The sequence below is a fragment of the Mesorhizobium sp. M1307 genome (assembly GCF_040318155.1).
In the GTDB taxonomy this organism is placed as follows: domain Bacteria; phylum Pseudomonadota; class Alphaproteobacteria; order Rhizobiales; family Rhizobiaceae; genus Mesorhizobium.
In genome coordinates, this window is sequence record NZ_JAMYLR010000003.1 from 92,201 (window position 1) to 115,503 (window position 23,303).

Annotated in this window: 28 protein-coding genes; 20 read left to right on the forward strand and 8 right to left on the reverse strand. The window is 62.4% G+C overall.

Annotated elements, in window-relative coordinates; genetic code table 11:
* Positions 1 to 323: 323 nt before the first annotated feature.
* The 3 genes from NKH16_RS06080 to NKH16_RS06090 form a co-directional block, all read right to left on the reverse strand.
* Positions 324 to 869 (reverse strand): dihydrofolate reductase family protein, encoded by a 546-nt coding sequence (locus NKH16_RS06080; protein ID WP_352874823.1) that lies wholly within the window; start codon positions 867 to 869, stop codon positions 324 to 326.
* 101 nt (positions 870 to 970) lie between these two features.
* Positions 971 to 1,606 carry a dihydrofolate reductase family protein gene (locus tag NKH16_RS06085; RefSeq protein ID WP_352874821.1) on the reverse strand — a complete coding sequence of 212 codons (636 nt, stop codon included), beginning with the start codon at positions 1,604 to 1,606 and terminating at the stop codon, positions 971 to 973.
* A gap of 315 nt (positions 1,607 to 1,921) precedes the next feature.
* The gene (locus NKH16_RS06090) at positions 1,922 to 3,988 is read right to left on the reverse strand and encodes a N,N-dimethylformamidase beta subunit family domain-containing protein (protein WP_352898690.1); all 2,067 of its coding nucleotides are present in this window, start codon (positions 3,986 to 3,988) and stop codon (positions 1,922 to 1,924) included.
* 193 nt (positions 3,989 to 4,181) lie between these two features.
* On the opposite strand from NKH16_RS06090, the gene NKH16_RS06095 reads away from it, so the two are divergent.
* From NKH16_RS06095 to NKH16_RS06135, 9 genes are all read left to right on the forward strand, one after another.
* A complete protein-coding gene (locus NKH16_RS06095; protein WP_352898693.1) occupies positions 4,182 to 4,955 on the forward strand; it encodes an SDR family NAD(P)-dependent oxidoreductase in 774 nt (257 codons plus the stop codon).
* 80 nt (positions 4,956 to 5,035) lie between these two features.
* Positions 5,036 to 6,358 carry a histidinol dehydrogenase gene (hisD, locus tag NKH16_RS06100; RefSeq protein ID WP_352748044.1) on the forward strand — a complete coding sequence of 441 codons (1,323 nt, stop codon included), beginning with the start codon at positions 5,036 to 5,038 and terminating at the stop codon, positions 6,356 to 6,358.
* A gap of 15 nt (positions 6,359 to 6,373) precedes the next feature.
* A complete protein-coding gene (locus NKH16_RS06105; RefSeq protein WP_352874817.1) occupies positions 6,374 to 7,396 on the forward strand; it encodes a zinc-dependent alcohol dehydrogenase in 1,023 nt (340 codons plus the stop codon).
* 31 nt (positions 7,397 to 7,427) lie between these two features.
* A complete protein-coding gene (gene hutC / locus NKH16_RS06110; RefSeq protein ID WP_352898696.1) occupies positions 7,428 to 8,159 on the forward strand; it encodes a histidine utilization transcriptional repressor HutC in 732 nt (243 codons plus the stop codon).
* A gap of 224 nt (positions 8,160 to 8,383) precedes the next feature.
* Positions 8,384 to 9,385: an ABC transporter substrate-binding protein gene (locus tag NKH16_RS06115; RefSeq protein ID WP_352615287.1), complete on the forward strand. Its 1,002-nt coding sequence runs from the start codon at positions 8,384 to 8,386 to the stop codon at positions 9,383 to 9,385.
* 97 nt (positions 9,386 to 9,482) lie between these two features.
* Complete coding sequence (locus tag NKH16_RS06120) at positions 9,483 to 10,280, forward strand: ABC transporter permease (RefSeq protein ID WP_352898812.1); 798 nt, start codon at positions 9,483 to 9,485, stop codon at positions 10,278 to 10,280.
* A gap of 10 nt (positions 10,281 to 10,290) precedes the next feature.
* Positions 10,291 to 11,073 (forward strand): ABC transporter ATP-binding protein, encoded by a 783-nt coding sequence (locus tag NKH16_RS06125; protein ID WP_352874815.1) that lies wholly within the window; start codon positions 10,291 to 10,293, stop codon positions 11,071 to 11,073.
* Between the two features lie 204 nt (positions 11,074 to 11,277).
* Complete coding sequence (locus tag NKH16_RS06130) at positions 11,278 to 11,679, forward strand: YciI family protein (RefSeq protein WP_051406115.1); 402 nt, start codon at positions 11,278 to 11,280, stop codon at positions 11,677 to 11,679.
* 86 nt (positions 11,680 to 11,765) lie between these two features.
* Positions 11,766 to 13,022 carry an RNA polymerase sigma factor gene (locus NKH16_RS06135; RefSeq protein ID WP_352874813.1) on the forward strand — a complete coding sequence of 419 codons (1,257 nt, stop codon included), beginning with the start codon at positions 11,766 to 11,768 and terminating at the stop codon, positions 13,020 to 13,022.
* Between the two features lie 87 nt (positions 13,023 to 13,109).
* Here the strand turns inward: NKH16_RS06135 and NKH16_RS06140 are convergent, their stop codons facing one another.
* From NKH16_RS06140 to NKH16_RS06155, 4 genes are all read right to left on the reverse strand, one after another.
* On the reverse strand, positions 13,110 to 13,517 hold the full coding sequence (locus NKH16_RS06140) for a PIN domain-containing protein (RefSeq protein ID WP_352451008.1): 408 nt from the start codon (positions 13,515 to 13,517) through the stop codon (positions 13,110 to 13,112).
* Positions 13,507 to 13,737: an AbrB/MazE/SpoVT family DNA-binding domain-containing protein gene (locus tag NKH16_RS06145; protein WP_023676182.1), complete on the reverse strand. Its 231-nt coding sequence runs from the start codon at positions 13,735 to 13,737 to the stop codon at positions 13,507 to 13,509. Before NKH16_RS06145 ends, NKH16_RS06140 begins: the two co-directional genes overlap by 11 nt.
* Positions 13,738 to 13,844: 107 nt before the next feature.
* On the reverse strand, positions 13,845 to 14,273 hold the full coding sequence (locus NKH16_RS06150; RefSeq protein WP_352874811.1) for a type II toxin-antitoxin system VapC family toxin: 429 nt from the start codon (positions 14,271 to 14,273) through the stop codon (positions 13,845 to 13,847).
* A complete protein-coding gene (locus tag NKH16_RS06155; RefSeq protein ID WP_352451010.1) occupies positions 14,270 to 14,512 on the reverse strand; it encodes a type II toxin-antitoxin system Phd/YefM family antitoxin in 243 nt (80 codons plus the stop codon). The genes NKH16_RS06150 and NKH16_RS06155 overlap by 4 nt, the downstream gene beginning before the upstream one ends.
* Before the next feature lie 259 nt (positions 14,513 to 14,771).
* Here NKH16_RS06155 and NKH16_RS06160 point away from each other — a divergent pair, with 259 nt between their 5' ends.
* The 6 genes from NKH16_RS06160 to NKH16_RS06185 all read left to right on the forward strand — a co-directional run bounded on the left by NKH16_RS06160 (position 14,772) and on the right by NKH16_RS06185 (position 17,249).
* Complete coding sequence (locus NKH16_RS06160; RefSeq protein WP_023716560.1) at positions 14,772 to 15,095, forward strand: ArsR/SmtB family transcription factor; 324 nt, start codon at positions 14,772 to 14,774, stop codon at positions 15,093 to 15,095.
* Complete coding sequence (locus NKH16_RS06165; RefSeq protein ID WP_352451011.1) at positions 15,092 to 15,502, forward strand: SRPBCC family protein; 411 nt, start codon at positions 15,092 to 15,094, stop codon at positions 15,500 to 15,502. The genes NKH16_RS06160 and NKH16_RS06165 overlap by 4 nt, the downstream gene beginning before the upstream one ends.
* A gap of 71 nt (positions 15,503 to 15,573) precedes the next feature.
* Entirely contained in the window at positions 15,574 to 15,966 is a 393-nt protein-coding gene (locus tag NKH16_RS06170; RefSeq protein ID WP_352451012.1) for a VOC family protein, read from the forward strand.
* Between the two features lie 87 nt (positions 15,967 to 16,053).
* Entirely contained in the window at positions 16,054 to 16,284 is a 231-nt protein-coding gene (locus NKH16_RS06175) for a hypothetical protein (protein ID WP_023716563.1), read from the forward strand.
* A gap of 4 nt (positions 16,285 to 16,288) precedes the next feature.
* Positions 16,289 to 16,759, forward strand: coding sequence for a DUF1801 domain-containing protein (locus tag NKH16_RS06180; protein WP_352898702.1), 471 nt, complete (start codon positions 16,289 to 16,291; stop codon positions 16,757 to 16,759).
* Positions 16,760 to 16,850: 91 nt separating this feature from the next.
* Positions 16,851 to 17,249, forward strand: a complete 399-nt coding sequence (locus NKH16_RS06185; protein ID WP_352874894.1) for a DUF1801 domain-containing protein — start codon at positions 16,851 to 16,853, stop codon at positions 17,247 to 17,249.
* On the opposite strand, the gene NKH16_RS06190 is transcribed toward NKH16_RS06185, so the two are convergent.
* Positions 17,250 to 18,158 carry a dihydrodipicolinate synthase family protein gene (locus NKH16_RS06190; RefSeq protein WP_023676174.1) on the reverse strand — a complete coding sequence of 303 codons (909 nt, stop codon included), beginning with the start codon at positions 18,156 to 18,158 and terminating at the stop codon, positions 17,250 to 17,252.
* Between the two features lie 240 nt (positions 18,159 to 18,398).
* Between NKH16_RS06190 and NKH16_RS06195 the strand changes: the two genes are divergently transcribed.
* From NKH16_RS06195 to NKH16_RS06215, 5 genes are all read left to right on the forward strand, one after another.
* On the forward strand, positions 18,399 to 19,496 hold the full coding sequence (locus NKH16_RS06195) for a Gfo/Idh/MocA family protein (protein ID WP_352874807.1): 1,098 nt from the start codon (positions 18,399 to 18,401) through the stop codon (positions 19,494 to 19,496).
* Positions 19,497 to 19,507: 11 nt separating this feature from the next.
* A complete protein-coding gene (locus tag NKH16_RS06200; RefSeq protein WP_352898704.1) occupies positions 19,508 to 20,167 on the forward strand; it encodes a ThuA domain-containing protein in 660 nt (219 codons plus the stop codon).
* Positions 20,168 to 20,306: 139 nt separating this feature from the next.
* Entirely contained in the window at positions 20,307 to 21,506 is a 1,200-nt protein-coding gene (uxuA, locus tag NKH16_RS06205) for a mannonate dehydratase (RefSeq protein ID WP_352874802.1), read from the forward strand.
* The gene (locus NKH16_RS06210) at positions 21,503 to 22,417 is read left to right on the forward strand and encodes a PfkB family carbohydrate kinase (protein ID WP_352874801.1); all 915 of its coding nucleotides are present in this window, start codon (positions 21,503 to 21,505) and stop codon (positions 22,415 to 22,417) included. Before uxuA ends, NKH16_RS06210 begins: the two co-directional genes overlap by 4 nt.
* A 98-nt stretch (positions 22,418 to 22,515) precedes the next feature.
* Complete coding sequence (locus NKH16_RS06215) at positions 22,516 to 23,298, forward strand: SDR family NAD(P)-dependent oxidoreductase (protein ID WP_023676169.1); 783 nt, start codon at positions 22,516 to 22,518, stop codon at positions 23,296 to 23,298.
* Positions 23,299 to 23,303 lie beyond the last annotated feature (5 nt).

Consider the following 23,303-nt stretch of genomic DNA (forward strand, 5'->3'; position numbering starts at 1 on the left):
GGCGACGAGCGAATGCCGGGCGCTACCGTGCGGACCGTACGGCCGTGTTTGACGGTCCTTTTTTGGTCCCCAGTGGGTCGCGGCTTGTTGCGGCGCGGCTGTCGAAAATCGACCGATTGTTGTCGATAGTCGCCGAAACCGAATCGCCGAAATTCCCTTTTGAAATCAAGAACGCAGATTTCTGACGGATCGCAGAGTCGGTTCTTTAGGGCGTGCAGAAAAGTTTGTGCTGCCGCGTCAACGCGTTACCATGGCTCAAAACGATCGAGTGGGAATGAACTCAATTCGGTCCGACGGACGTTAGGGTATCGGATGGGTTGTGATCAGGCGGGAACGTACGTCACCCTGATGGCGTCCTCGCCAACCCGGTCGCTGGCCACGAGACGCAGCGGCGGCCGCGGGCCGGCGAAGAATGGCTTGCCGCGACCAAGCACGATGGGACGGAAGTAGAGCCGGTACTCATCGATAAGGCCAAGCTCGGTCAGACTACCCGCAAGCTCCGGTCCGGCGACTTCGATCTCGCCCTCGTGTTCGGCTTTAAGCGCCCTAACGAACCCTTTGAGATCGTCGTCCACCAGCGTCGCGTTCGGCCCGACCGACTTCAGGGTGCGAGAGACGACCCATTTCGGCTGCGCCCGCCAGGCCGCCGCAAAGTCGCGCCCGACCTGGTCCTGTCCCGGCTGATCCTCGTCCCAATAGCGCATTACCTCGTACATGCGCCGGCCGTAGAGGCTGCCGGCGATCCCGCGCACATGGGCGTTGAAGTGGCGATGGAGCGCCTCTCCGGGCATCGGCAGCCCGGGCCCGCCCTCGGCGCCAGCGACATAGCCGTCGAGCGACTGCATCATTCCGAACACAAGCTTCGCCATGCACAGGCTCCTATCGATCGACGACGATCCGATGGGATCGCATTCATTTATACCTCGCCCTCACTTCGTCGGTTCGTTGGCTGCACACATTCTCTGACGTGTCACGTTGGCCGGTAAATCTGCGCCACCGCGCCCCCCGGGAAGGCTTTCGAGCTCACCAGCTTGAGAGACATCGGCGCGGCGAGTTCGGAGAACAGCGGTAGGCCTTTGCCCAGCGCCACGGGGGCCACCATCAGGGCGAGCTGGTCGACCAGTCCTTGGGCGACGAGACTGCGGGCGAAGCTCACTCCGGCGTGGGCGATGATCGGCTTGCCCTCTTGGGCTTTCAACTTCGCGACTTCCTCCGCCAAGTCACCGCTCGCCACATAGGCCTCCGCCCAACTTTCACCACCGGGCTGCAACTTCGCCGGCTGTCCGGTTCCCGCGTTGACGGCGCGAGCCTCATCGAGCGCCGCCGACTTGCTCACCTCGCTCAGGATCTCCGGTCCCCGTCGTGAGAAGACGGCCTTGAGGATCTGGTTCATCGGCGCCGCGAACTGCTCGCAGGAGGTCGGCGACCAGGCGGCCATGTCACGGAAGCTGCGGCTGCCCATGATGTGCAGGCTCGAGTTCCATATGAACTCTACGCCCCAGGCCTTCGCCTCTTGATCGGCGCCGAACATCCATCTGTTTCGGCCATCCAGGTCACTCACGAAGCCGTCGATCGATATGGACATCTTCAAGATCAGGTCTCTCATCGCTTCTTCCTTGCCCTGGTGAGACCCAAGGACGGGCCAGACCGGTCAGTTCCGACAATTCGTTGCGGGATAGTCCGACAACGCTTGCGCGCCGCCGAAGAAGGAATACCGAGCTTCCTTGCCTGGTCGGCGAGGGTGTCGTTGATGCCGCGCCAAATTCTGGTTCAGCGCCGTTTGTCAAAGCAGCGCACCTGAAGGTTGCGGCTGAGGCAACTGCCGTCCGCCAGATGGCGAGAGGCATGTGAGACGAAGCCGGTGCACGCCGACTGATTTGATTCCCAAAACCGGATACGGGTCTTTCCGTAACGGCGCCAATCAGGTTATCGATTTTTCTCGGCCGGGTTCTCCTTTCGTGGCGCCGAGGCGGGTAAGCAGATTGAGCGTGATCCTGCCGACATCGTTCATGGCGCCTGCGGCTGGCAGCGCGCCGCACCAGGCAACCGAGCTTGCGGAAAAGATCAAGCCGCCTGCTGCGAGCTTTCGCAGGGTCATTTCGGCGCAGCGGCGGGCGATGCGTTGCGTATCCCCGCCCTCATACCAGCGCGTCGGATCCTGGAAGAAGCTGTCGGGAAATCCCGTCGCACGCGCGATCACGACGGTGTCACCGGGAGTGCCGAGGGCTGGGTCCGTCGCATCCACTTCGTAGCCCGCGGCACCGCCCAGCACCATGCCGTCGGTGCCGAAGGTCGCATTTTCAACGCCTTCGAACAGCCATGCGCATCCTGCTTCATGGCTTTCCTCAGTGCGCGTGAAGGGGCGTGCGCCATCGAAACCCATCAATGAGATCGCGCCACCGATCAGCGTGAATTCGCCTCGGCCGCGGCAACGGAGATAGCCGCCTGGTTCGTTGGTGATCGACAGCGCCTGTTCGGCGACCGGGCCGTCCCAGGTGCGGCCGGCCTCCAGCGGCGAGCGCCGCAACTCCATCAGATCGTCCTTGAAAGCCACAGTGGCAGCAAAGCCGTTTCCGCCGAGATAGGCGATGCTGCCGCCTTCGGCTACAAACTGCCGCAGCGCCTGCTCCATCTCGATCGACATATATTCGGGATGACTGCCGGTGACGACGGCTTGATGTCGACGCAAACCGTCTATGCCGCATTCGTGCAAATCGTGATCGGTCATGACGTCAAACACGATTCCATTGTCGTGGCAGAATCGGAGGAAATGCAGATCGACCGGCAAATTGTGTGGGCAGCCGCAGAGCGGATAATCGTAATCGTCCCTGAGCGTCACTTTCGGCTTTTTGTAGGAGCAAATGGAAACACCGCTAAGGTCGGAATGGTAGTCGTAAGGGGATTTCAGATTGTTGGCGATCGCGAAGCGATGTCCGCGGTCGTCGCCTTTCCATTCATAAAGATGATCCGGGAGACATTCGTCCGCGTAAGCGAGATAGGTCGCCGTCGGCACGAGATACAACAGCGGCGACGAAACCTGTGAAGAGGTGACGAAGAACACCACGCGTTCGTAGCCACCCTCCCATTCGACCTGGAACGCGTAGACGCCTGGGTGTGCGTTTTCAGGGATCGTCGCGCGGTGCGATGCCGGCCACTCAAGCGGGCCGATATCGTCGTCGTGGCAATGGATAGCGTCGTAGTGCGACGGCACCAAGCGAGGCTCGAAGCTCGATCCGTCCCAGCGTGCCGAAGTCACGCAGAAGGCTGGCTGATTGATCACGTCGAGGAGCAACGGATCTGCTCCGCCCGACGACAGGATCGGCTGCGTTGGTAACAGCGTCGGGAAATCCCAGGCAATGGTCCCGTGTGGGGTGTCGAGCCGGATCGCAGCAAATTTCGCGTTGAGGGTAGGTTCGTGGTTGGTGGCACTTGCGCCGAAATGGATGCCGTGCGCCTGGAGGTTCCGCGCCGGGCCGCCAAAACCTTCATGGAGTTCGTAAGGCGCGAGACGGTCGTGGGATTTGATGCGCAGACGCGATTGTTCCTGCCGCAGGTCCAACTCGACGGTGAGCCACACACCAGTTGGCGCCTTCTTCTCGACAAAGGTTTCGTCACCGATTTTCACGACAAATGCGCCGTCGCGGAGGCGCAGCCCGAGGGCGCCTGCCTCCAGGATCGTGCGCGCACCTTCGTTGCGCGTGAGGAACAGCTCAAAACGTATGACGTGGACGGCTTGTACTTTGGCCAGTTCGCCGGCTCGCACGAACAGGAACGACCCTTGGTCGAAATGCCGACGCCGTGCTTCACCTACCGTTTCGATGGGCCAGGCGAGAAATTCCGGAGCCGGCTTGTCGAGCCGGCAAATTCGTGTGGCCTTTATCGGCCGATCGCATGACAGGCTGAGCTTGATCCGCTGGCCTGCTTTGGCACTCCAGGGGGTGGTATAGCCAACCACGCTCATCGCGTCGTGGTCTACTGCGCGCTTCATCTATCCCTCCCGATGAACTCCAGATGGGCTGGGGCGAACCGCGTAGTCCGGTCCGATGTCGGCCAATGCGCTGCCGCTCTGACAAGTTCCGCATGGCGCACTACAGCCATGATGTACATGCTTGTATAGATAAGCTGCATTCGGATAGTCTCGACGCGATCGGTCCAAGCGCGACATTACCAAGGAGGATGACATGCGCAACGCATCTCTCTTCGATCTGTCAGGCAGGAAGGCGCTTGTAACCGGCGCAAGCCGTGGCATCGGGCGCAGCATCGCCGAGGCGCTCAGCGCGGCCGGCGCCGACGTCGCGGTCACGGCGCGCAGCGTGGCCTCGCTCGAGAAGACGATGGCCGCCATCCGCACCGCCGGCGGGGTCGCGCATGCCATCGCCCTGGATGTCACCGATGTCGACCGCTGCCGGGCGGCGACTGCCGAGGCCGGCAGCCTGCTCGGAGGTCTCGATATTCTCGTCAACAATGCGGGGGTGGAAGAGGTCCGGCCTTCACTCGATGTCGACGAGGCCTTGTGGGACCGGATTGTCGCTACGAATCTCAAAGGCGCCTTCTTCTGCGCCCAAGCCGCCGCGCGGCAGATGAGAGACGCCGGACGGCCCGGCGTCATTATCAATCTCTGCTCGCTGACCTCCGAGGTTGGGGTCCCCACGGCGGTGCCGTACGGCTCGTCGAAATCAGGCCTCCTCGGCATGACGCGGGCGCTTGCAGCGGAGTGGGCCGATCTCGGGATCCGGGTCAACGCCATTGCGCCTGGCTATTTCAGGACAGCGATGACAGACGTGTTCTACAGCAACGAGGCATGGCAGCAATCGATGCTCGCCAAGATTCCGCAGCGCCGTTTTGGTGATCTCTCGGACCTGCACGGAATCGCGGTGTTCCTCGCTTCGGATGCGGCAGCCTACATAACCGGCCAGTCCATTCCCGTGGATGGAGGCTTTCTCGCATCGATTTGAAGGCTTCAGGGGCCGGAGACGTGTCCCAGAAGTGATCGACAAGCGCTAATCGTAATTGCGTTCTAAGAAAAGGAGCCGCCATGTCTGACGTCAGCTTCCACCGCCTGTCATCCCTCAGTGTCGATCAGCGGGCCAGTTTACTGAAACGCGCCGAAGGAGATCTGTCTTCCTTCATCGAAAAGGTCCGTCCAATCATCCAGGCCGTCAAGGATGAAGGTGACGCGGCACTGCTCCGGTTTGCACGCGAACTCGACAAAGCCGATGTTGCCGACGGTGGACTGAAAGTTTCGGAAGCGGAGTTCGACGCGGCATTCGACAAGGTCGAGAAGGATGTCGTGGAGAGTATCCGGTTCGGCATCGAGAACATAAGGCATTTCCACGAGGAGCAGCGCCCGGAAACAATGTGGCTCAAGGAAGTTCGGCCAGGCGCCTATGCGGGCGACCGATACACACCGATTGCTTCCGTTGCGCTTTATGTTCCGCGCGGCAAAGGCGCCTTTCCCTCGGTGACGATGATGACCTCGGTTCCGGCGGTGATTGCCGGGGTTCCCCAGATCGCGATCGTGACGCCTGCGACTTCGGATGGTTCCGTCGACGCCGCGACGCTGGTTGCTGCCCGCATCGCCGGCGTGGAGACCGTGTACAAGTGCGGCGGCGCCCATGCGGTCGCCGCCGTCGCCTATGGGACCGAGACCGTGAAGCCTGCCGTCAAGATCGTCGGGCCGGGGAGCCCCTGGGTGGTGGCGGCAAAGAGCGTGTTGTCCCCGATCATCAACACAGGTCTCCCCGCCGGTCCTTCCGAAGCGATCATTTTTGCCGATCACAGCGTCGACGGCGGCCTGGCCGCTCTTGACCTGTTGATCGAGGCCGAGCACGGGCCGGATTCCTCGGCCTACCTGGTGACGCACAGCCGCAAGGTCGCCGAAGCCGCGTTGATTGCGATACCGGAACACTGGTCCAGGATGAGCGAACAGCGTGTGGAGTTCTCACGCGCGGTGCTGACTGGGAAGCGCGGCGGCATCGTGCTGACCGAGTCGCTGGAGGACAGCTACCGGTTCATCAACGACTATGCGCCGGAGCACCTCGAGATTCTGTCAACGGAGCCATTTGCGCATCTCGGACGTATCACGGAAGCCGCCGAGATCCTCATGGGTCCGCATACGCCGGTGACCCTCGCCAACTTCGTCCTCGGGCCCAATGCGGTGCTGCCGACCAGCCGGTGGGCGCGAACCTTTGGACCGCTTTCCGTGACGGATTTCGTCAAGAGATCGTCGGTCGGCTATGTGACCTCGGCGGCCTATCCGGAACTCGCCCTGCATGCCCGCAGGCTCGCCCGCTACGAAGGATTCAGCTCGCATGAGAACGCGGTTTCGGAGATCCGCGATCGCTATCTCGCCGGCTGAGCGGAAATGATGACGATGAGGGCGGCGCGACTCTATGGACCCGGCGACTTGCGCGTCGAGGATATCGCCGCGCCAGGCGCTCCCGAACCAGGCTGGGTGAAGCTAAGGGTCGATGCCGCAGGCATTTGCGGTTCCGATCTCCACAACTTCCGCACGGGCCAATGGATAAGCCGATCGCCTTCGACGGCTGGCCATGAGCTGACAGGCACGGTGATTGCCATCGGCGAGGGCGTGGATACCGTCGGTGTTGGCGACCGAGTGGTCGCCGATTCCCGTTTCTGGTGTGGAGAATGCGCGCAATGCCATGCAGGCAAGCGGCATCTTTGCACGTCGCTGGGCTTCGTCGGCGAGATATGCGACGGCGGATTTGCCGAACAGGCGGTCCTGCCCGCACGCCTCCTGCACATCGTCGATGCCGTGCTTGACGAACGGGTCGCGGCGATGGCCGAGCCGCTGGCTGTAGCGTTGCACGCAGTGCGGCGTCTGCCGAAAACGGCCGGCTCCGTTCTTGTCGTCGGCTGCGGGACTATCGGCGGGCTTGCCGCACTGCTGCTTTCCCGGACATTCGCAGGTACCGTGCTCATCGCCGACCGCAATCAGGGCCGCTGCGCCCGGGTGGCGAGGATCACCGGCGCCAGCATCGTCGACTTGAACCGGGACGCCATTGCCGCCGCCACCGCGGATGCCCCCTTGCTCGCTGCCGTCGAAGCAACCGGCAGCGTCGCAGCACTCGGCCAGTTGCTCGGCGTTCTCGATGCCGGCGGCACCGTTGCGATGGTCGGCATATTCCATGGCCGCCTCGACATCGATCCCAACATCCTGGTTGAACGCGAAATCGCATTGCTGGGATGCCACGCCTTTGCCGATGAGCTTCCCGACGCCATTCGGATGCTCGGCGAATTGACCGAGCCCATGGTCGAACTGATCGACCGCGAGATCGGCCTGGATGATGTTCCCGCAGCCTATGAGCGGCTGTTGGCGGGGCAGGGCGATGGTTTGAAAACAATCATCCGGATGCGGTCTGCCGGGCGCGTGTGATTTCCGAACCTTGCCGGAAAGGATTTTTGAAATGATCACTTTGCCCGACACCGCCAGCCCTCTTTACGAGAAGGTCAAGGACTACATCCTGACGAACATCGGAACGGGGCGATGGAGCAAGGACCGCAAGCTGCCGTCCGAAAATGAATTCGTGGCGACACTCGGCGTGTCTCGGATGACGGTCCATCGTGCCTTGCGGGAGTTGACCTCTGCGGGTTTTCTGATCCGGCTCCAGGGCGTCGGCACATTCATCGCGCCACCTCGACCGCAATCCGCACTGATCGAGATCAACAACATCGCGGCGGAAATTGTCGCGCGGGGAAACAGGCATCGCTCCGAGGTTATCGTCCTCGAAAAGATCATGCCGACAAAGGAGCTCGCGCTTTCGTTCGAGTTTGCAAAGCGCGTGTCGGTCTATCATTCCATCGTCGTCAACTTCGAGAACGACCTGCCTGTGCAACTGGAAGAGCGCTTCGTCAACCCGGGCCTGATACCCGACTATGACAAGCAGGATTTTTCCAAGACAGCGACCTACGACTACCTCATGCAGAAAACCCCGGTGACGGAGGTCGAGCATATCATCTCAGCGACCCCTGCCGATATCGAAACGGCACGGCATCTGGGCATCGATACCGGCAGCTGCTGCCTGTTTCTGCATCGCCGGACATGGACGGGCGCCGTCGTTGCCACGATCAGCAAGCTGACTTACGTTGGCAGCCGCTACTCGCTTGGCAGTCGATATTCTCCATCCAAAAAAACCTGATCGCAGTGAAGCGAATCAGAGTCGGAAGGAGGGGCTAACTTGTATATGCATGTATGTATTTAGCCTTGACATCCGCTGTTGCTGACGTTGAAGTGTCGTCGCACTTTCGTTGAACGAACAGCTAAGATGCCGAGGCACGGTGCCGCAAGAGCAGAAGCCCGCATTCTCACCAGGCCGGATGTTTGGTTCAAAAAAGCGGCCTAATCATCAAGGGGAACAAGATGATGCGTAACCTAGCAGGACAATTTCGGGCACTCGTTATGGCTGCTGCCGTCGGGTTTGCCCCGGCGGTCTACGCGGCCGACACGACAATTCCGGCGACGCCTGAGGCAGGAACATTCAAGATCGGCATCGAGCCATGGCTTGGCTACGGCCAGTGGCACGTCGCCGAAGCCAAGGGTCTGTTCAAGGCGAACGGGCTGTCCGACGTGCAGATCGTGAACTTCGCCGAGGACAAGGACATCAACGCCGCCCTGGCGAGCGGCCAGCTCGATGCCGCCAACATCGCGACCCACACGGCTATGGGCATGGTTGCGGCCGGCCTGCCGGTGAAGATCGTGCTTCTGCTCGACGTCAGCATGACGGCAGACGCCATGATCGCCGGCAAGGACGTCGCCTCCGTCGCCGACCTCAAGGGCAAACAGGTGGCTTTCGAGGAAGGCACGACGAGCGACATCCTGCTCAAATACGCGCTCGCCAAGAATGGCATGTCCATCGCCGATGTCCAGCCGGTTCCAATGCCGGCGGCGGATGCCGGCAGCGCGTTGATCGCTGGCCAGGTCCCGGTCGCGGTTACCTATGAGCCTTATCTCACCGCGGCCAGGGCACAGAACAAGGACGTCAAGCTGCTCTTCACCGCAGGCGAAGATCCTGGCCTGATCAGTGACGTGTTCGTGGTGCGCGATGAGGTGATCAAGTCGCGTCCCGGCCAGGTGCTTGCCATGATCAAGACCTGGGATGCGGCCCTGAAGGCTTACAATGCCGACACGCCCGACGGCCGGGCGATCATCTCCAAGGCGGTCGGTTCGAGCGTCGAAGACCTCAACACCGCCTTTGATGGCGTGCGATACTATACTCTCGCCGAAAACAAGGATGCGCTGACGGGCGAATTTTCCACCAAGACATTCGCCGATGTCGAGGCAGCCGCCAAGAACGCCGGGCTGCTTCAGGCGGACGTGACGCCGGAGCAGATGATCGACCCGTCATTCGTCAAGGCCGCGAAATGACGAGGGCCGGCTCGCGGTGGTGACGCAAATGTCCGAGCAGCGTGCGACCAAGCCAAGCCCGTCTCACGCAGCGCCGGGGCCGGTGATCAAACAGCCGATGCGCCGTCGCCGATCCTCCGGGATCGGCGCGCCCATCGCACGCTCGCGCTTCCTGATGATAGCAGTGGCGGTTTTTGCCGGCCTCGGCCTCGCCTGGTGGGCGGCAACAGGGCTGGGGCTGGTAAAGCCGATTTTCCTGCCCTCGCCGGGGAGCGTGGTGAGCCAGCTCGGCAAGCTCTCGGGTGACGGCACGCTGTGGCTGGATCTCAGGACCTCGATATACCGTATTTCTGTTGGCTTCCTCATCGCCTCGGCATTGGCGATTCCGATTGGCGTGCTGATCGGCAGCTTCAGGACTTGGGAAGCGGCGATCGAGCCGCTTGTGGATTTCATCCGCTACATGCCGGTGGTCGCTTTCGTACCCCTCTCCATCCTGTGGTCGGGGACGGGCGATGCCCAGAAGTTCCTGATCATCTTCATCGGCACCTTCTTTCAGCAGGTGCTGATGATCATGGACAATGTGAAGCGGGTTCCCGCTGATTTCATCGGCCTTGGCAGGACACTCGGCCTGTCGGATCGCAGGATCCTGACGCGCATCGTGGTTCCCAGCGCCTTGCCAGGCATCTGGGACACGTTGCGCATCAGTCTCGGCTGGGCATGGACCTGGCTGGTGTTGGCGGAACTTGTCGCGGCGACATCAGGCCTCGGCTACCGCATCACCGTGTCCCAACGCTATTTCCAGACAAACACCATCATCGGCTACATCCTGCTGCTGGGCGTGCTTGGCCTCATTACCGACCAGGTCATGAAGGCACTGGGAAAAGTGCTGTTCCGGCAGGAGGGCCACGTGCAATGAGGCCGGGCCGATGAGTTTGCCCAAATTGGGGATCAAAGGTCTCTACAAGAGCTTCGGCACGGGCGCGCGGCGCACGGAAGTGCTGCGCGATATCAATCTCGATCTTGCCGACAACGAGTTCGTCTCGCTGGTAGGCACGTCGGGTTGCGGCAAGAGCACGCTGCTGTCGATCGTTGCCGGACTGCAGGATTTCGACGCGGGAGATCTTGCCATCGATGGCGCGCCGATCCTGCAGCCGGGCCTCGACCGCGGAGTCGTCTTCCAGTCCTACACCCTGCTTCCCTGGCTGACGGCGCAGCAGAATATCGAGTTCGCGCTCAAGGCCGCGGGTCATGATCGCGCGACCTGCCGCAGGATAGCACGCGAGCATCTCGATCTGGTCAAGCTCCCGCACAGCGCCAATCGTTATCCGTCTGAGCTTTCCGGCGGCATGAAGCAACGGGTGGCCATAGCGCGTGCTCTTTCCTATCGACCCAAAATGCTTCTGATGGACGAGCCCTTTGGCGCGCTCGATGCCTTGACCAGGCATCAGATGCAGGAACTCCTGACGCAGATCTGGGAGGAGCACAGGCTCACCGTGCTCTTCGTCACCCATGATGTGGAAGAAGCCGTCTACCTGTCGGACCGCATCATCGTGATGGGGATCGGCCCAGGACGCATCATGCAGACCTTCAATGTCGACATCGAGCGCCCGCGCCGGGAAGAGGTCATGGAAACCCCGGCCTTCATGGATTTGCAGCGCAGCGTGCACAAGGCGATCCGCGAGGCCTCAAAACGTCCCGAAATGGTTTAGGCGAGCCACTCAATTACTTACAATCGGCGACCAGGGTTGCGCCCAATCTCGATATCGCGCCATCGCAATTCCTGACTAGAGGAGCCGCGATCGGCGGCTTTCTCCTCAACCTCGAAAAAAATTTGCAGGACAATGTCGATTTCCTAAACTCCGTTCGTCGTTTCGATGCCGGCCGGTGAGTCCGGCTCAACAAGGAGACAGACGATGCGTGTGATGGTGCTCGTGAAGGCTACCGAGGACAGCGAAAAGGGCTTTGTCCCCACGCCCGAGGCGAAGGAGGCGATGGAGGCGATGGGCAGGTTTAACGACGAGCTGCGCAATGCCGGCATCTTGCTCGACGCCGATGGCCTCAAGCCCTCCTCGCAGGGCAAGCGCGTTGCCTTCGATGGCCCCCGCCGGACGGTCATCGACGGGCCTTTCGCCGAGACCCGCGAACTGGTCGCCGGCTTTTGGCTCTGGGAAGTCAAGGACATGGACGAGGCGGTCGCTTGGGTGAAGCGCTGCCCCAATCCCATGCCGGGACCGAGCGAGATTGAAATCCGGCCGCTGTACGAGATGGCTGATTGGCAATGGGAATCTGACGCCGGAGGTCACGGAAATCCATGACCGGACGCGCGAGAAGCTCAGCGGCAACTGAACCTGTCGGCCGCAACCTGCTTTGCCTTCGTTATGGCTTTGGCCAATAAGGCAGCATGACGGCAGGCGAGACGCAGCAGGCGATCGAGGCGATTTTTCGCATTGAACGAGCCCGGCTCATCGCGGGCCTGGCCCGCCTCGTGCGCAATGTCGATCTTGCAGAGGAACTGGTGCAGGACGCCCTGGTCATAGCCTTATCCGAATGGTCCAGGACCGGCGTTCCGGCCAATCCCGGCGCTTGGCTGATGACGGTCGCCAAACGCCGCGCCATCGACGCGATCCGTCACGACAAGATGCGCGAGCGCAAGCATGAGGAGATCGCGCGGGAGCTGGACGGCGAGTGCGATGGTACGGCCGAGGGAAACGAAATGGCCATGAACGACGATCTTGGCGACGAGCTGCTGGGCCTCATCTTCACAGCCTGCCATCCCATACTTTCGGCCGACACCCGCGCGGCCCTCACGCTGCGTGTCATCGGCGGCCTGACGACAGACGAGATCGCCCGTGCTTTCCTGTCGAGCGAGGTGACGATCGCCCAGCGCATCGTCCGCGCAAAGAGGACGATCGGAAAGGCCGGGCTCAGCTTCGAGGTGCCGCGCGGCGCCGAGCGTGCGGCGCGTCTGTCCTCGGTGCTGGAGGTCATCTATCTCATCTTCAATGAAGGCTATGCTGCCACGGCAGGCGACGACCTTGTCCGGCCGAGCCTGTGCCTGGAGGCACAACGGCTCGGCCGCATGCTGGCGGGGTTGATGGCCGAGGATGCCGAGGTGTTCGGCCTGCTGGCTCTGATGGAAATCCAGGCATCGCGCCTGCCGGCACGCATCGGGCCGGACGGCGCCCTCTTGACCCTGACCGAGCAAAACCGCGCGCGCTGGGACCAGCTGCTGATCCGCCGAGGCCTTGACGCGCTGGCCCGTGCCGAAGCCCTCGGGGGCGATGGCCCCTATGTGTTGCAGGCCGCGCTTGCAGCCTGTCACGCGCGGGCGCGCAGTCCGGCCGACACCGACTGGCCCCGGATCGCAGCGCTCTACGACCGGCTGCGTGCAGTGATGCCCTCGCCGGTGGTCGATCTCAATCGAGCGGTCGCCCACAGCATGGCGTTCGGGCCCGAAGCGGGCCTGCGGTTGGTAGACGAGATTGCCGACGCCGCCGCCTTGCGCAATTATGCGCCATTGCCGGCGGCGAGGGGCGATTTTCTGTTTCGGGCCGGCCGGCTGGCCGAGGCCCGCGCCGAATTCGAGGCTGCGGCCAAGCTCACCCGCAACGTGCGCGAAGCGGCCTTTCTCCTCGCCCGCGCAGACGCTTGTGGTTGACAGCATCGCTCTCCGTGCCCGACGCGCCGCTCGGCAACATCGAAAGCCGCCAGTTCGCTCCCGGCCAACCCCCTTCAATGAGCGTGATCAGCTCGCAACGCGAAAGGGATTAACGATGCGCAAGCCTTCGTCGAGCGCCATTGCGTGCTGCATGTCCTCTGACCAGAGTGTATCGCAGCCAGCGTGAACCGCCGCGGAGGCGATCATCGCGTCATAGGTGGAAAGGCCGTACCGCTCGGCGAGCCTCAATCCTGTTTCGTGGGTCTCGAGCGTGAGCGGATGAACCGTCAACAGGCCGCGCAGCGTGGTCAGCAGCGCATGCGTGTCGTCCCATGACATTTGCATCTTCCGACGCGCGACATTGGTGAGTTCATTGAGAACCTGCACGCTGATCGCCCCGCCATCGGCGATGGCCGCCTCGGCCCGATCCGCCTTCGCCGTGTCGCCTGACGCGATATGAAGAAGGACATTGGTATCGAAAAAACTAACGGGCATTTGCCTCGTCCCGATCGAATTTGAAGTCAGCGGGAAGCCGACCGCGGAAGGCGCGGAGACGCTTCAGCAACTCCTCACGCCCGGGCTTCCGCGCGACGCCAAGCTGGCGGGCGTCAGCGACATGGATTTCGATCTCATCGCCTTCCCTGAGTTCAAGCGCTTCGACCACAGCGGCGGGAAGGCGGACCGCAAGACTGTTTCCCCATTTGGCGACCTGCATGCCACTTCCTCTCTTAGATATACGCTGGAAGAAATGTATATCCACAAGTCGTCAAGGTCAAGAATTGCAGCCAATCGGTTTATTCATTTTGGAGGAGAGGGCCTCGATCATGCCAGCAACTGCGTCGGCACGCCGAGAATCGGTCCTGCCTCGGCGAGCCGCTGGTCGAGGGTCCACACCGTGGCGCCATGCTCCGATGCCGTCGCGAGGTGCAGGGCGTCGCCAGCACGAAGCCCGAGCATATGCTGATCGGCGAATTTCGCGGCGACCCGAAAATGCCCGCCCGTCACCGGCAGCACGGTGAAGCTCTCAGCGACAAGCCTATTGAACATCGCGAGCGCTGCCGCGCGTTGCTCCAGGTCGATCTGTCCGGTCCGAAGCTTGATCGTCATGGCGGAGGACATCTCGGTGATGGTCCAGCCGCTGATCACAAGTTGCGCTGGGTCCTGCTCCACCAGCCAGCCCTGAACGCGCGCGGTCATGGCTTCGTTGGATAGCGCCGCGATGATCAGCGAAGTATCGAGATAGGACGTCAATAGCGATCGCCATCTCGCATCGATCGCACCAGATCGGCGGCAGCCTGAGCCTGCAGAGGCATGGTTGCGGTCAGGGATTGGAGCACGACGGCGTCGATCCGTTTGCGAGGGCGGGCCACGGCCGTGAGCCTGGCGACCGGCTTGCCACGCCGGGTTATGTCGATCGAGTCTCCAGCTTCAACCCGGTCGACGAGCTCACTCAGATGTGCCTTGGCGTCCGCCAGATTGACCGCGTCCATGTCACGCTCCTGACCATGTAGATAGTCATATAGCGCATCATACTTGACGATTCCAGCGCAGAGTACTTTGGCACACCAGGCTGCCCCAGGTCAGCGACTGTCGCGGCGCGCGACCATTTTCTCGTTCCACTTCTTGAAGACCGCTGTGTGAGCGAAGCAGGTGATCGCTCCTGCAACGAGAATTATGCCGCTTCCCGCTTGACTCACACATATCCGGGTGGTTATACATCGATCAATAGCCGAAGGGTTATCGATCCCAATGCCAAACGCTCACGATGTACTCTTCAGAACGCTTGCCGATCCGACTCGGCGCGCTATTTTTGAGCGGCTGTGTCGCGAAGGAGAGCAGACGGTCGGGGCTCTAACGGCTCAGGCCGGGATCTCGCAACCGGCCGTGTCAAAACATCTCGGCGTTTTGAGGCAGGCCGGGCTCGTGCGCGACCGCCATGCAGGGCGACAGACCCATTATAGCGCGCAGCTTGCTGCGCTTGCCCCCCTGATTGACTGGACAAGCCAGATGACCGGGTTCTGGCAGAGCCGGTTCGACGACCTCGAAGACCTGCTCAAAAGGATGGACCAGTGAACGAAATGGCGACCGAAACGCTCTCCGTCGTTGTCGAACGGGAAATCGCTTATCCGCCCGAGAAGATCTGGCGCGCGCTCACGCAACCACACTTGATCGAGGAGTGGCTCATGAAAAATGACTTCAAACCTGTCGCGGACCACCGTTTCAATCTTCACGCAGACTGGGGCGCTGTCGAATGTCAGGTGCAGACGGTCGAGCCGAACAGAACACTGACTTACACGTGGGATACCAAGGATCTCAAGAGTGTCGTCTCCTGGACCCTCACCCCCACGAGCACCGGAGCCCGCTTGCGCATGGAACAGTCGGGCTTCCGGCCGGATCAGCAGCCTTACTTCCGGGGTGCCAAAGTCGGCTGGCCGAGGTTCTTTGACGATCTGGAGCAGGTTCTGGCGCGGACGGACTGAGATCCGCTGGGCTATCCAAGCAAGGGCTCTGTTACAGAGCGACATCACGAGGCGATAATGGAGGCAAGCCAATGAAGATCAAGTTGGCCAAAGTATACGTGGACGACCAGGAAAAGGCACTGGGCTTTTACACCGAAACGCTCGGCTTTACCAAGAAGGCCGATTTCAGCAATGGGCCGTTTCGCTGGCTGACCGTCGCATCACCCGACGAGCCGGACGGTGCCGAGCTGCAACTCGCGCTCAATGACAACCCGGCGGCCAAGGCCTACCAGCAAGCCATTTTCCAGCAGGGCCAGCCCGCGGTCATGTTCTTCACCGATAACGTCAAGGGCGACTACGAGCGCATAAAAGCGCGCGGCGCCGAGTTCACGATGCCGCCGACCGAAGTAACCGGCTCGACCATCGCCCAGCTGAACGACAACTGCGGCAACCTCGTTCAAATCACCCAACTGGCGCGCTGGTAAAGCATGCGTTCAGTGGCGTGGCTGCCCGGCGGGAGTCGCCAAACGGGCCGCCCGATCCGCTTCGGTTCGTCTTCAGAGGAGGTCTCAATGGATTGGAACAAATGGGTTCGGCAGATCCACCGCTGGCTGTCGATTATCTTTGCGGCGGTCGTCGCCGCCATCTTCATCAGCCTGGGAGCAGGCAAGGAACCCGCCTACTGGGTATACCTCTTGCCGCTGTTTCCACTCGGCTTGCTCCTGCTTACCGGTCTGTACATGTTCGTGCTGCCTTACGCTCCCAAGTGGCGCAACGCAGGGGGCACCGGCGCATTGGAGTGAACGCATGGCCAACAAGACGTCCATCAAGTCAGCGGCGGTCGCGAAGAAGCCCGCCGCCAAGCCTGCAGCCGCCAAGCCGGTCCTCCTCGCAGGCGGCAACCCGCAGATCCCGAAGGGTGATGATGACGCTCCTGTGCAGGCCTACATCGCGGCCATGCCGGGCTGGAAACGCGACGTCGGCCGCCGCCTCGACGCACTCATCGAGCGCAACGTTCCCAACCTGCGCAAGGCCGTCAAATGGAACTCGCCCTTCTATGGCGTAGAGGGTCAAGGCTGGTTCCTCAACTTCCATTGCTTCACAAAGTACATCAAGCTGGCTTTCTTCCGCGGCACGTCGCTGCATCCTGTCCCTCCAGGCGAGTCCAAGCACAAGGACGTGCGCTACCTCGACATCCGCGAGGACGACCAGCTCGACGAAGCTCAACTCACCGACTGGGTAAGGCAAGCCAGCCAGTTGCCTGGCGAGCGAATGTGAGTGGAATGCGAGTCATTCCCGCAAACCCGGTGCCGACTAGCGGTATTCATGTGACGGGCGAGCGGCAACAACCCTAGGGAAAGCGACAATGATGATGAAGAGTGGCTCTATGGAACGAAATGCAGAGAGCTCTCCCTCTCAGCTGATAGATGCGAGGATCAGTGAGCTGGGCGATTGGCGAGGCAAGACGCTTTCCCATGTCCGCGCTCTCGTCAAGCAGGCTGACCCGGAAGTGGTCGAGGAGTGGAAGTGGCGAGGCGTTCCGGTGTGGTCGCACGCCGGAATAATCTGCACCGGCGAGACCTACAAGAACGTCGTGAAGGTGACCTTCGCAAAAGGCGCCTCCCTGCCGGATCCTTCAGGCCTGTTCAACTCCAGTCTCGAAGGCAACACCAGGCGCGCCATCGATATCCGTGGGGGCGAAGATATAGATGAGAATGCGTTCAAGGCGCTGATACGCGCTGCTGCCGCCCTGAACACGGCCCGATAATCAGCTCCGGCCGATATGGTCGGCTAGCGGGCCGAGAGCGGCGAGCAAAGCTTCGCCGGTGGCTTGCGTCGCGTTCTCATGCGGCGCGCGCAGGTTCAGCCAGCGTCTGTCGCCGGACCGTACCGCCAGCACTGCCTTCATCGCGGAGATGAGGCCGGCGTCCTGGATGATTTTGCGGAACGCCTTGATGGCGGCATCCGCGTCAGTAATGTCCTCTCCCGCCAGTGCTGCGTCGTAGAGGGCCCGGATCGCTGCGGCATTCAGATTGACCGTCGCCGAGATGCACCCCGCAGCACCGTTGGCGAGGCCTTTCGTCAGCTGTGCCTCCGAGCTCGGGAACACCGCGACCCTTGGGGCTGCCGCAATGACCGCCGCGGTGTTGTTCCAATCGCCGGCGCTGTCCTTGTAAGCCACTACGACATCCGGAAACGCTTGGCTCAAGCGGGCGGTCAGCGCCGGGCTCACCGGTACGCCGGAATTCTGCGGGATGTGGTAGAGGATCATCCTCATCGCCGGGTTCGCCACCCGTTCGATCAGCTCGCCATAGTAGCGGGCCTGGCCGTTGTCGCCGGCGGCCGTATAGAAGAACGACGGCAGCACCATCACCCCGGCACAGCCGAGCCCGACGGCATGCGCCGTCAGCTCGACGGTCTCGGCAAGTGCTGTGACACCGGTGCCGGGCATCAGATGGCTTGGCGAAATGCCGGCCTCGACCAGCCACTCCAGCGCTTGCATGCGCTCGCGCAACGAGACGGACAAGGCCTCGCCCGTGGTGCCGAACGGCGACAGGAAATGCGCTCCCTGATCCAGCACCCATTTGGCGTGGGATATCCAGAGATCGCGGGCGATCCGGCCGTCGTTTTCGAACGGCGTCAGGATCGGTGCGATGGTTCCTTGTGGGCGGATCATGTGCGTCCTTCTAAAGCCGGCATCAAAAATGTCGAGCAAGCTACATGAAGCAATGTTGCTGAGTACCGGCCGTTCGACCTCGAGAGCAAGCGGCTCGCGCATAGGCGCGCGATTGTGATCGGGCGGCGGTTCTGAGGCTCTCGAGGTATATCCTTGTCACGGGATAACGTCGTCTGGCCGAAAGGGGGGTGACAAACGAGTTCTGCTGTTTCATCAATGCCGCCTTTTGAGGAGAAGCCCATGCGGAGGATCGGTGTCGGCATTATCGGCTGCGGCAACATTTCGGATGCCTATCTGAAGGCATCGCCACAATTCCCGGTGCTCGACATTGTCGGCGTCGCCGACATCAACCGGGCGGCGGCCGAGGCCAAGGCAGCGGCCTACGGCCTGGCTGCCATGCCGGTTGACGCGCTGTTCGCCGATCCGCGCGTCGAGATCGTGCTCAACCTGACGACGCCGCAGCATCATGTGCCGGTCGGCCTGCAGGCTGTCGGGCAAGGCAAGCACGTCTATTCCGAGAAGCCGCTGGCAACGACGCTCAGCGACGCCGAGCGGCTGGTCGCGGCCGCGCGCGAAAAGGGCGTGCGCGTCGGCTGCGCACCCGACACCTTTCTTGGCGGCTCCCACCAAACGGCGCGGCGGCTGGTCGATGAGGATACGGTCGGGACCATTGTCGCCGGCTCTGCCTTCATGCAGGTGCCCGGCCACGAGCTCTGGCATCCCAATCCGGATTTCTACTATCAGCCCGGCGGTGGGCCGATGCTCGACATGGGACCGTACTATCTGACCTGCCTGGTCAATCTCCTGGGTCCGGTAAAATCCGTGACCGGGCAGGCGAAGTCTTCCTACGCCACCCGCACCATCGGTTCTGGACCGCGCCAGGGCGAAACCATCCGGGTCGAGGTGCCGACCCATATTTCCGGCCTGCTCGCATTCGAGAATGGCGCCGCGGTCTCCATCACCACCAGCTTCGACGTCTGGAAGCATGAACACAATCACATCGAACTTTACGGAACCAGGGGCTCGATGATCGTCTCCGATCCCAACCAGTTCCAAGGCGACATCAGGACCAGCCAGCGCAAGGGCGACTGGACGGTGGCCGATCAGATCCATTCGTATGGCGACGGCAATTACCGGGGCCTCGGCCTTGCCGACATGGCGCAGGCGGTCGTCTCGGGCAGACAACACCGCGCCAGTCTCGATCTTTCCCTCCATGTCCTGGAAATCATGGAATCGATCATCTCTTCAGCAGAGATAGGCCAGCGTATCGACCTGAGATATGGCTGCGCTCGGCCGGCGCCGATGCAGGCCGACCTGCCTTTCGGAATTCTGGAATAGGGAATAATGCGATGAGCAAGACGGCACTGATTTTCTGGGGCGGCTGGGAAGGTCACACCCCGGCCCGAAGCGCCGAAATCGTCAAGGAGATGCTGGCCGGCAACGGCTTCGACGTGCAGCTGGAGCAGGGGACTTCGGCACTTGCCGATCCGCAGCTGGGCAAGCTCGATCTCATTGTCCCGGTGATCACCATGTCGACAATCGAAAAGCCGGAGCTGCAAAACCTGACCAGCGCCGTCAGGGCCGGCACCGGCCTTGCGGGCTTTCACGGCACCATGTGCGACAGCTTCCGCAACGAACCGGAATATCAGTTCATGACCGGCGGCCAGTGGGTCGCCCATCCCGGCAACATCATCGACTATCACGTCGACATCACCAGGCCAGGCGATCCGGTCATGCAGGGCATCGACGACTTCGCCTACCGTTCAGAGCAGTATTACATGCATGTCGATCCGACCAACGAGGTGCTGGCGACGACTACTTTCACCGGCGAGCATCTCGATTTCATCGCCGGCGTCGTCATGCCGGTTGTCTGGAAGCGCCGCTACGGCAAGGGCCGCGTCTTCTACAGCGCGCTCGGGTACACCGCCGACGAGTTCGCCGTGCCGCAAATGCGCACGATGTTCGAACGCGGCGCGATTTGGGCCAGCCGAAACTCGGATCTTGGATAGCCGTTCAATCTGAACGCCACCTATCGTTGTAATCTTTTAAAGGCGGCCGCCCGAACGCTGACACAGGCACAATTGACTACCATGGTAGTATCCAATACACCAGCGGTCCTCATCGAGAAATTCCGCAGCTGGAGGTCGAATGGAGCAGACGTGGCGATGGTTTGGTCCGAGCGACGTGGCAACGCTTGCCCACGCAAGGCAGGCCGGCGCAACCGGCATCGTGACGGCACTGCACGACATCCCTTACGGCGAAGTCTGGCCGATCGACGCCATCAGGCAGCGCCAGGCGCTTATCGAGGCGGATCCGGCGATGGGCCTGAAATGGAGCGTCGTCGAGAGTGTGCCCGTGCACGAAGACATCAAGCTCGGCCGCGGCGATCTCGACCGGCTCTACGACAATTTCAGGCAGACCTTACGGAATCTCGGCGCCTGCGGTGTGCGCACGGTCTGCTATAACTTCATGCTGATCCTCGACTGGACCCGGACCGATCTGGCTGCGCCGCTTCCGGGCGGCGGACGGGCGCTCCGCATGAACATGCACGAGCTTGCCGCGTTCGATTGCTACATGCTGCAGCGCAAGGGATCGGAGCGCGACTATGCGTCCGATGTTCTCCAGCGGGCGAGCGAATGGTTCGAGACGACGCCGGGTGCGTCAAAAGAGCGTCTGCTTGCCAATATCATGGCCGGCCTGCCAGGCGCCTTCAAGCGCTACGACGTAGCGGAATTGCGCGAAGTGGTGGCCGAGCAGTCGAGCCTGTCGCACGACCGGCTGCGTGAGAACGTCGTCCGTTTTCTCGAAAACGTTCTGCCGGCGGCCGAAGAGGCGGGCGTCACGTTGGCGATCCACCCGGACGATCCGCCGCGCGATCTCGTCGGCCTGTGCCGGATCGTCAAGAACGCGGACGACATCGCCTTTATCCTGGACGCAGTGCCATCGGCTAATAGCGGCCTTACCTTGTGCACGGGGTCGCTGGGCGCCAACCCGGCCAATGACGTGCCCGCCATCGCCAGCCGCTTTGCGCACAAGATCAACTTCGTGCATCTGCGCAACGTCAGCAAGGACCCGGACGGCTCGTTCATGGAATCCGAGCATCTGAGCGGCGATGTCGACATGGTCTCGGTGGTTTCGATCCTGCTCGACGAGCAGCAACGCCGCCGGGACGCCGGGGAACCGGCGGCGCTGCTGCCGTTTCGCCCGGATCATGGCCATGAGCTGATCGATGACGCTGCGCGGCACACCCATCCCGGCTATCCCGTGATCGGCCGTCTTCGCGGCCTTGCCGAATTGAGAGGCGTGATGACGGCGATTGCCCATCAGCGCGGCTACCGGCTGCAATGACGGCGCCCCGCCTGCTCTGCGTCGGCGCGCTCACCTACGACACGATCTTGCGCCTCGATGTCCTGCCCTCCGGCGCCGGCAAGTTCCTGCCAAGCGAGGCCGTGCAGATCGCGGCCGGCATGGCAGCAAGCGCGGCCGCGTCGGCCAGCCGCCAGGGCGGGCAGGTCTGGCTATGGGCAAGCGTCGGCGACGATGCTGTCGGCCGCGATGTCATCGGCCAGATGGAGGCGGAGCGGGTCGACTGTTCGCTGGTGCGCAGGGTTGAAGGCGGTCGCTCGGCCATTGCCACGATCCTGGTCGATGCCGCCGGCGAGCGTATGATTGTGCCCTTCTACGATGCAATCACGCAAGCCGATCCTGACCGTCTTCCGCCCGCGGATTTTTCCCGCTTCGACGCCGTGCTGGTTGATGTCCGCTGGCCCGGAGCCGCGGCCCTGGCGCTGGCGAAGGCTCGCGAGTGCGGCATCCCGGCGATCCTTGACGCCGATGTCGCGTCGCGACCGGTGCTCGACCGGTTGCTGCCGCTCGCCTCGCATGTCGTTGCTTCGCTGCCGGCGGCACGCATCCTTTGCGGTCCGGAGATATCCGCCGGTTCTGCCGTCGCCATTCTCGGCGAACGGACCGGCGCCTTCGTGGCGGTCACCGATGGCGCGAACGGCACCGTGTTCCGCTACTCGGGCCGCAATGACGTCCGTCATCTGCCGTCGCCGCGGGTCGAAGCCGTCGACACCCTGGCGGCAGGCGACGTGTTCCACGGCACCTTCGCTCTCGGCCTGGCCGAAGGTTGGGACGAAGAGCGGGCGATAGCAGTGGCCAGCGCCGCCGCCGCCCTGAAATGCCTGCGTTTTGGCGGACGGCTCGGCGCGCCGACGCGCGCGGAAACGCTGGCTTTCATGCAAGGATCGACATGACGCCGAACACGCTTGGGCCGGTTCGGTGGAAAGAGCACGTCGAGTGGCGCCCGTCGGCTACCATGGCAGTCGCTGCGCAACTGTTCGAGGGAGGATAAATGGCTGAGTTCAAAAAACGCGCACTGGTCACCGGGGCGGCCATGGGCATCGGCCGTGCTGTCGCCGAAAGACTGGCCGAGCAAGGCGTCGACCTGATCCTGTTCGACCGGGCGGGCGATCAGTTGGATGAGGTAGCGGCGCAGCTTTCGGCGCGCGGCGTGACCGTGCACACCGTGCTTGGCTCGACCGCCGACACTGAGGCCTGTGGCCGCGCCGTCGAGCTTGCCCGGTCCGCGTTCGGCGGGCTCGACATGCTCTCCCACAATGCCGGCATCCAGCGTTACGGAACGGTGGAGACCACGGACGAGGCGCTTTGGGACGAGGTGATGAACGTCAACCTCAAGGCTGCCTACCTGCTCTCCCGCGCGGCGATGCCGCTGCTGCGGCAAAGCCGCGGCGCCATCGTCCATATGAGCTCGGTGCAGGGTCTGGCCAGCCAGGAAGGGGTTCTGGCCTACAGCACGGCCAAGCACGGCCTGATCGGCCTGGTCAAATCGATGGCCGTCGACTATGCGCCGCTCGGCGTGCGCGTCAATGCCGTCGCTCCGGGTGCGGTCGACACGCCGATGCTGCGGGATGCGGTCAAACTCAACGATAAGCCCGACGAGATCCTGCGCATCCTCGACAATATGCATCCGCTCGGCCGTACCGCCCGGCCGCAAGAGATTGCCGCAGTCGTCGCCTTCCTGCTGTCCGACGATGCCTCATTCGTCACCGGCGAGGTCGTACGCGTCGATGGCGGCCTGCTGGCGCGCATCGGCGGTTCTCCGCGCAAGGAATAACGTCG